Genomic DNA, 8717 nt, shown 5'->3' with positions numbered 1-8717 from the left:
CGGCGGCAGCAGCAGCCAATCCCCCAGTGCCATTCAGATCAATGATGGCCAGCTTGGACGACGAATCGGCCCCGGATAAGCTGTAACCGAAATCTTTTGACTCATTCAGTTCGATAACGAACCTCACCATATAAGGATTACTGCTGTATAAAGAATAGCGGATTTGCTTGACATCCGGATAGCCTGTCGCATCAAGCGTATTCATCTGATCGGACGGCAGGTTCTGTCCAGACCCGAACGAATCGGAGAAGGTGGTGTTTGGAATATCAACCACGATTCGAGCGGGACCATCCAGAACGGAAAGCTTAGGCGCCGAATCACCGGATAACGCGATAAGAAGCTGGTTATTGCTAAAGCTAACGCCGTTAACCTTCGTTAAATTGCTTGCGGAGCCGGACGGCGGCACTCCGGCGTTGGTTCCAATTCCTGATGAATTGCCTCCTATGGATGGAGTGTTGTTTGCAGGCGAGCTGCCGTCAGCGGAAGTCGGCGGCGATGTTATCGTTACCGTCTTCTCCTTGTTATCCCATTCCACCTTTAACCCGAACTGCTCGGAAATGAAACGGATGGGCACAAGCGAGGTATCCGTCCTCAGGACGGGGGCCTCATTAAGAGTTACCTCATTGCCGTCAACTGTCGCTTTTTTTTGGCCGACCGTAAGCGAGATCACCTTACCCTGCTGGCTGATCGTCACCGTCTTTGCGTTCTGGTCCCAGTCCACTTTGTATCCCAAGTTTTGGGCAATCATCCGCAGCGGTACCATAACGGTACCGTTCACATTCTCGACCGGGACGCTTTGTCCTGCGGTCAATTCCTTGCCGTCGAGGAAAATCTTGTTGTTTCCAGAAGCGGCATGTCCATTTTCCGGCATAACGAGTACGAACAATAGCACGAGCAACAAAAAACTTAATTTCTTCATTCTTCACCTCTAGGAATCTAGTATTCCGCCCCGGAACGGCGTTCTATGGTGGCTTCCGCCCGACAGCCTTTGACATTAATTAGACGCCGGGCTCCATGAAAAGTTGCGTAAAGATTTCCAGCCTATCCGGCGTCTAAGTAGATCGCTGCTCCTTATTATAAATGAGTCTAAATTCCTAAATATTCAATAATGCCTGCCGCAATTTCCCGGGCCAGTGAATCCTGAAGATCATTGGAAAAAAGCTTCGATTCATCTGACGTATTCGTCAGATAACCTGACTCCAGCAGCACCGCCGGCATTGAGGTTTCCCTGGTCACATGCAGGCTCTTCGTCCTAACCCCGTTGTCCTTGAAGCCGGTTCCCTTCACCAGGTGCTTATGCATAACCCTGGCTAACGGAAGACTGTCACTGCGGGTGTAATAGGTTTCGCTGCCGTTAACCTTGTACCAATTGGGGGTTGTCGTTTGTATCGCATTCGCATGCAGCGATACGAAGAGATTCGCTCCAGCCGCTTCCGCGATAGCAACACGATCCTGCAGACCAAGCGTAATATCCTCTGTCCGCGTGTACACAACCGTCACGCGCCCATCACTCTGCAGCAGAGCACCAGCCTTTTGAATGACCGCCAGATTGAAGTCTTTCTCCTTTCGTCCTGCCGGGCTAACCGCACCTGGAGCCGAACCGCCATGTCCGGCGTCCAGCACAACCACGGGGTTGCCGCTGCCGACGCTAGTGGCGCCTCCAGTATCACTTGCATTCAGATCAACGGTGATAAGACCTGTGCTGTCATCAACGCTTAGCCGATAAGGCAATTTTTCCATCGTCTGAATTTCAAACCGGACGGTGGAAGGAGCTGTACCTGACAACGAATATCCGATAGCGGCTATTAGCGGATATCCTGAAACATCAAGCGTACCTTGGGCAGCTCCGGAGACCGATCCTCCCCCCGCAAAATCGGACGCCAGCGATGTGCCAGGCAGCTCCACGATAATTCGGCTCGGATTATCCAGCGTTGTAATATTCGGCTTGATTTTACCGCTGACGGCGATGATCAGCTGGTTCGCGATAAAATCCACCCCTTTTACCTGTACCGGCGCGCCTGCTGCATTTCCGGCAGATGCCTGAGTAGGCCCGGGCGGTGACGAAGCAGTCCCTGCTACGGTGCCGGTAGTCTGCGACGGCGCAGGTGTAGGCACCGGAGAGCTGACGACTGGACTTGCCGATGGAGAAGGCACAGCAGCCGGAGAGGTTTCAGGCTCAGCCGGGCTGGGATCTGACGAATTCCCGGACAGATAGACGATTTTCTCCTTATTGTCCCAGCCGACTCCAAGCCCGAACTGTTCGCCAACGAACCGGATCGGGACAAGAACCGTCCCTCCGGTCTGTTTAGGCGCAGCGTTAAGACTGAGCGGAACACCGTCCGCATCGGCGTTCTTGCTGCCGACAAACAGCTTAATCTCTTTAAAATCCTGACGGATCGTCACTTTACGAATCTTTTGATCCCACAACACTTCATATCCCAGATTCTCTGTGACGACACGGATCGGGATCATGACACTTCCGTTGATGTTCTCGAGCTTAATACCTTGCGGCAGCGCCAGCTCCTGGTTATCCAGCACTATTTTCCCTCTTCCTGCCGCCTCCGCGTCCTGCCCGGACCAGACAATAAACACCAGCAGGGGCAACAGCAGCGCGAACATTTTCAGCCAAGCCTTCCTCATTCTCTTCTCCCCTTACTCCCTGATTGCAGAATCACTGTGATAAATTTCTGACGCGGGTATTTGCCAAAAGTTACACATCAAACAGCAATTCTAGCCGTAATGTTTATACATTCTGCTATTATAGCAAAAAAACTTCCATTTCCGGTGTAGGAAATGGAAGTTTTGTGTAAAAATTTACGACATTCGTCTCTTTAATGCGCCCAAGCCTCTATTAAGCAAAAAGCTTAGCTGCATGCTTTTGTTCATAGGCCGTAATTGCGTCCTCATGCTGCAGCGTCAGACCGATGTCGTCAAGACCTTGCAGCAGGAACTGGCGGCGGTGCTCGTCAATATTGAAGCTGATACTCAGACCATGAGCGTCGCTGATATTGTTGTTCTCGAGATCGACAGTCAGCTCATAGCCTTCATGGGCTGCGGTCCGCTGGAACAAATCTTCAACTTGCTCTTCAGAGAGCTTGATTGGAAGAATGCCGTTCTTAAAGCAGTTGTTGTAAAAAATATCGGCATACGACGATGCGATAATTACCTTAAAACCGTAGTCCAAAATCGCCCACGGAGCATGCTCTCTGGAGGAACCGCAGCCGAAGTTAGCTCTGGAGATCAGGATGGACGCGCCTTTATAGCGGTCCTGGTTCAGCGCAAATGCCGGATTGTCGTTGCCCGCTTCATCAAAACGCCATTCAAAGAACAGAAATTGTCCGAAACCTGTCCGTTCAATCCGTTTGAGGAACTGCTTCGGAATAATGGCGTCCGTATCGACATTGACCCGGTCGACAGGTCCGACAATCCCCGTTAATTTCTTAAAAGCTTCCATCTATATTACCCTCCCGATTATCTCGAATTCTTATGAGCTGACGGCTTCCGTCTTGTAGTTCCAATCCCGCACGTCCGTGAAGTGGCCTTTGATCGCAGCCGCAGCAGCCATTGCAGGCGAGACAAGATGCGTGCGTCCCCCGCGCCCTTGGCGGCCTTCAAAGTTCCGGTTGGAGGTCGACGCGCAGCGCTCTCCCGGCTGCAGAATGTCAGGGTTCATCGCCAGACACATGCTGCATCCCGCTTCACGCCATTCAAAACCGGCTTCCGTGAAAATTTTGTCCAGACCTTCCTTCTCGGCCAGAGCTTTTACTCTTCCCGAACCCGGTACGACAATAGCCGTTACGTTCTCCGATACCTTATGGCCCTTGGCAACCTCGGCCGCCGCGCGCAAATCCTCGATCCGGCCATTGGTACAGGAACCAATGAAGACATAATCGATGGCAATTTCGGAAATTGGAGTTCCAGGCTTCAAGTCCATGTATTCCAGCGCCTTTTCAGCCGCTTTGCGTTCATTCTCGGTAGCAAAATCAGCCGGATTCGGCACCGTAGACGTAATGTCGGTACCCATACCCGGGCTTGTGCCCCAAGTGACTTGCGGAATCAGCGAGTCCACTGCAAACTCGACAACCGTGTCGAACTCCGCGCCTTCGTCAGTAACCAGCTCTTTCCAAGCAGCAACAGCCTCGTCAAAAGCGGCGCCTTGCGGAACGTATTGACGGCCGCGCAGATATTCGAATGTCTTCTCGTCAGGAGCGATCATGCCCGCTCTGGCTCCGGCTTCAATGGACATGTTGCAGACGGTCATCCGCTCTTCCATCGACAGCTCGCTGATGGATTCGCCGGTGTATTCAATGACATAACCCGTTGCAAAATCCGTGCCGTATTTGGCAATCAGTCCGAGGATCATGTCTTTCGCCGTTACGCCCGGGTTGCGTTTGCCGACAAAGCGGACTTCCATCGTCTTCGCTTTGGCCTGCTGCAAACACTGGGTCGCCATAACGTGCTCTACTTCGCTTGTGCCGATACCGAAAGCAAGGGCTCCGAAAGCGCCGTGGGTCGAAGTATGGCTGTCTCCGCAGACGATCGTTTTGCCGGGATGTGTAAGTCCCAATTCCGGCCCCATAACGTGCACGACCCCATTGTCAATATCGTCAAGACCAAACAGCTTCACTCCGAAATCGGCGCAGTTCTTCGTAAGTGTATCGATCTGCTGCTTGGAAATCGGGTCCGTAATGTTGAAACGGTCTGTTGTCGGAACGTTGTGGTCCATCGTTGCAAAAGTCAGTTCCGGGCGGCGAATCTTGCGTCCGCTCAGACGAAGCCCTTCAAAAGCCTGGGGCGATGTTACCTCGTGCACCAGCTGCAAGTCGATATATAGAATGCTAGGTTTCCCTTCCTCTTGATAGATCACGTGATTGTCCCAGATTTTCTCGAACATTGTTTTCTTGCCCATGATTTCACCTCGTCATAGATTCGTTCATCTGTAAGGAAAATTAGATTTCCCTTTGGAATGATCTAAATATAACATGAGGTTGTTTATTACGCCAAGATATAATATCTATAATTCTTATAGGTAAATAATATAAGGATTTCTTTCCACTCCACTCCCCTTAACGAATAAAGTTAGTAAATATTTTTTCTTCTCTTTCAGGCTTCTTTACAATTCCTTCACCGTTTTCTATCAACTTCATGAGCCATGCCATATTTTTACCAAGTATCCTCATGATTTGAATCCCTTCTTGATCCTGCATTGCCTCTCCTGGTGCTGTGCCGTTAATAACATTCCAATAATTTGAAGTAGCCATAAGCATTTCCGAATGATTAATGTAGTTATTTAACTGGTCGAACGTTGGAATTCCACCTGCACGTCTTACTGCTACAACGGATACACCAACTTTATGTCTTAACATGCTATCATTGGCTTCTGCCACGCGAAAAGCTCTATCCAAAAATGATTTCATCGTTCCAGCAATGGCTGAATAGTGAACGGGGGACCCTAAAATGATTCCATCGGCTTCTTTCATCTTTTCAATCCACTCATTAACTGGGTCAGTAGGGATAATACATTTTTCATTTTTATTTTTTATGCATTTTTTACAAGCAATACATCCTCTAACAGGTTTATTCCCTACGTGGATTATTTCTGTTTCTATTCCTTCTTTTTCAAGTTCATCAGTAACTATTTTTATTGCATGATAAGTATTTCCTGCTTTGGTAGGACTTCCGTTAAAAGCTACAACTTTCATTAAAAATTCCTCCCTTGATAACCTTAATTTTTTCACACCATAACAATTACAACTTTCCACAAACAAATACTGAACGTTTAGTTTACATATTATATAATATACTGAACGTACAGTATTGTAAAGTGGATTTTTTAATATATATTCAGACTCCTTTATAGGTTATGCTTATAAGAGGATGAATCATTGAAGGAGACCGCGAATATGGAACTCAGACAACTGCTTTACGTGCTGCAAATCGCCAATGAACGAAATTTCTCAAGGGCTGCGGAGAAGCTCCATATCGCCCAACCCTCGCTAAGCCAGCAGCTTTCCAAGCTTGAGAAGGAGCTCGGCGTAATGCTGTTCCAGCGGAACACGAGCACCGTTGAGCTTACCCATGCGGGAAGGAAATTTGTGGATCAGGCGCAAATCATTATCGATGCGGTTGAACTGCTGCGCCAGGAGATGAATGATATATCGGAGCTTCGTACTGGACGTGTTGTTGTCGGCAGCATGCCGATTACAGGAGCCCACCTGCTGCCCCATGTGCTGCCGGTATTTAAGCGAAAATACCCGGAAATAGATATTACGCTGCTGGAGGATTCCTCAATGAATCTGGAAAAACTGACCGCAAGCGGTCAGACCGATCTCAGCCTGCTGTCTCTACCGTTAGAGATCCCCGCGCTGGCCTATGAAAATCTTGGCGAGGAGCGCATTGATCTCGCGGTTCCGCCGCAGCACCCTTTGGCGGCGCGCGCGTCCACCGGCATAAGAACGGCAATGGAGGAACTGAAAGGAGAATCGTTCATTGTTCTTAAGGAAGGTCAAGGCTTTCGTAAAATGACAATGAACCTGTGCCGGGAGGCCGGATTCGAACCGTCCATTGTCTTCGAGAGCAATAATATGGAAACCATCCAATCGCTCGTGGCGGCAGGCATGGGCGTGACGCTGGTTCCCCGCTTTATTTCCCGCGCTCCGCGAAGCGAGTTTGTACCCGTCTATTTGCCTTTGGCCGAGCCTGTACCCAGCCGGACTTTGGTCGTAGCCTACCGCAGGGGCCGCTATCTGTCCAAAGCAGCCGAAGCTTTTATTCACACGTTCCAAACGACGGTGGCCGAGCTTGCGCAGGAATAGCCGCCTAAAGATTACGAACAATTCGGATACGCTGCAAAAAGCCGCCCATCACTGCGGATGTGATGAGCGGCTTTGATTATTTTACAATTGACCTTAGTTCTGGTATTTACGGAAATTCCGCTCGGAAATGAAGTGGTTCTGAGTATCAGGCACATGCGAGGTATCTTCGTCAACCGGTCCTCTTGAATGGGGGCTGCCGGTCTCTTCCTCGATAAACTCGCGCATAGTCTGCCGCTGCTCCTCCAACGCCTCTTTTCTTTCTTCAAGCTTCCGCAGGTTATCTTTATTCAATGGTTCCACCTCCTGATCACGGATTACACCTATTTTGCCCGCTCGTTTGAAGGTTAAACATTTTCCAACACCGGTCATTTCAAAGGTAAAAGCTTGAACTCTCTTGGCAAACTTGGCTCCTCATGGTATTCTAGTTGTCAAATAGGCAAACGTGCAGACGGGACCAGTACGAACGAGTCTACCGCGCCAGAGAGTAAATTCCGATAGGCTGAAAGAATTTACCGCGGCTAACGTTCCGAATCCTACCCCCGAACGGCCTGCTCCGCAGGACGGATTCCTCCCGTTACGAGGCTAAAGTCGGATGATCCCTCATCAATGAAGGTGGTACCGCGGAAGTGAACCCAAGCTTTCGTCCTTTGCTCAGTCTAAGGATGGGGGCTTTTTTGTTGTTCAATATAGATAATAGGAAGTGAAAGGCAATGTCTACACGATTGGTGGTCAAAATCGGCAGCAGCTCTCTGACCGCAGCTGAGGGCGGGCTTAACCGCGACGCGGTCGCCTTTTTCGCGTCCGAAATCGCGGATTTAAGGCGCAGCGGCTGCGAAGTGCTGCTCGTAACCTCCGGGGCGGTTGCCGCAGGCTTCCGCAGCATCGGTTATCCTGCGCGTCCCAAGCTGCTGCATGAGAAGCAGGCCGCCGCAGCCGTGGGCCAGGCGCTATTGATGCAGGCCTACCAGGAAGCCTTCGCCGCGCACGGTCTGACCGCTGCTCAAATTCTGCTGACCCGCACGGATTTCCGCAGCCGCCGCGCGATGAACAACGCCTCAATGACCGTCGAAGAGCTGCTGAGGCAGGGCGTGATTCCGGTATTCAATGAGAATGACACAGTATCGGTCGACGAACTGAAATTCGGTGATAACGATATGCTCTCCGCTCTGGTCGCCAATCTGCTCAAAGCCTCGCGCCTGCTGATGCTTACGGATATCGACGGCTTGTACAGCAGCGATCCGCGCAGCAATCCGGATGCTAAGCGCTACCGGCTTATCGAACAGATCACGCCGGAAATCTATTCGAATGCCGGAGGAGCCGGGTCGTCTGTTGGTACAGGCGGCATGCGCTCCAAGATCGACGCCGCCAAAATCGCCACCCGAGGAGGCGTACCCGTCTTTGTGGGACGCGTCACCGAACCCGGTGATCTGCGGCTGGCGGTCAAGGACGAGGGAAAGGGCACGTACTTTGCCACAACACTCTCTTCCCTCCCCGTCAAGAAGCAATGGCTGGGCTTCATGTCCACTCCGCTCGGCTCGTTGATTGTCGACGCCGGAGCGGAGGAAGCGCTGGTTCACGGTGGGCATAGCCTGCTGCCGGTAGGCGTCAGGGAGGTTCAGGGCAGCTTTCATGCCGGAGATGTCGTTGAAGTGCTCGGTCCCGATTCCAAGCTGCTTGGCCGCGGCATCGTGAATTACGACGACGCTCAGCTGCGCATCATCCGGGGACTGCCCAGCGGCGAGGTCATGCGCCAGCTCGGGGAAGAAGTGCACCGGCTTGAGGTCATTCACAGGGATGAATGGATCACGTTGAAATGAACAATTTCCGCTGTGAAACCTTTTTGCTTGAAATGTTATGATTCAATTTGTATAAGGGGGAAAGATGATGAGTGAAGTTGCAAGC

At 50.9% G+C, this 8717-nt stretch carries 8 protein-coding genes; 2 read left to right on the top strand and 6 right to left on the bottom strand.

Annotated elements, in window-relative coordinates; genetic code table 11:
• The 5 genes from L691_RS0120655 to L691_RS0120635 all read right to left on the bottom strand — a co-directional run.
• Positions 1-919 (bottom strand): stalk domain-containing protein (locus L691_RS0120655; protein WP_025692245.1); only part of this gene is annotated, 919 nt, incomplete at its 3' end.
• A 167-nt stretch (positions 920-1086) separates the two neighbouring features.
• Entirely contained in the window at positions 1087-2640 is a 1554-nt protein-coding gene (locus L691_RS0120650) for an N-acetylmuramoyl-L-alanine amidase (protein ID WP_036737515.1), read from the bottom strand.
• Positions 2641-2851: 211 nt separating this feature from the next.
• On the bottom strand, positions 2852-3454 hold the full coding sequence (leuD, locus tag L691_RS0120645) for a 3-isopropylmalate dehydratase small subunit (protein ID WP_025692243.1): 603 nt from the start codon (positions 3452-3454) through the stop codon (positions 2852-2854).
• A 30-nt stretch (positions 3455-3484) separates the two neighbouring features.
• Positions 3485-4909, bottom strand: a complete 1425-nt coding sequence (gene leuC, locus L691_RS0120640; RefSeq protein ID WP_025692242.1) for a 3-isopropylmalate dehydratase large subunit — start codon at positions 4907-4909, stop codon at positions 3485-3487.
• Between the two features lie 157 nt (positions 4910-5066).
• On the bottom strand, positions 5067-5702 hold the full coding sequence (locus L691_RS0120635; RefSeq protein WP_025692241.1) for a flavodoxin family protein: 636 nt from the start codon (positions 5700-5702) through the stop codon (positions 5067-5069).
• A gap of 201 nt (positions 5703-5903) precedes the next feature.
• Here L691_RS0120635 and L691_RS0120630 point away from each other — a divergent pair, with 201 nt between their 5' ends.
• Positions 5904-6815, top strand: a complete 912-nt coding sequence (locus L691_RS0120630) for a LysR family transcriptional regulator (RefSeq protein WP_025692240.1) — start codon at positions 5904-5906, stop codon at positions 6813-6815.
• A 93-nt stretch (positions 6816-6908) separates the two neighbouring features.
• Here L691_RS0120630 and L691_RS0120625 read toward each other — a convergent pair whose 3' ends face one another.
• Positions 6909-7106, bottom strand: a complete 198-nt coding sequence (locus tag L691_RS0120625; protein WP_025692239.1) for a hypothetical protein — start codon at positions 7104-7106, stop codon at positions 6909-6911.
• Positions 7107-7525: 419 nt separating this feature from the next.
• On the opposite strand from L691_RS0120625, the gene proB reads away from it, so the two are divergent.
• The gene (proB, locus tag L691_RS0120620; RefSeq protein ID WP_025692238.1) at positions 7526-8632 is read left to right on the top strand and encodes a glutamate 5-kinase; all 1107 of its coding nucleotides are present in this window, start codon (positions 7526-7528) and stop codon (positions 8630-8632) included.
• Positions 8633-8717 lie beyond the last annotated feature (85 nt).

The sequence above is a fragment of the Paenibacillus zanthoxyli JH29 genome (assembly GCF_000520715.1).
In the GTDB taxonomy this organism is placed as follows: domain Bacteria; phylum Bacillota; class Bacilli; order Paenibacillales; family Paenibacillaceae; genus Paenibacillus_AQ; species Paenibacillus_AQ zanthoxyli.
The sequence above is the reverse complement of the archived record's forward strand: the minus strand, read 5'-3'. Positions and strand labels throughout refer to the sequence as shown.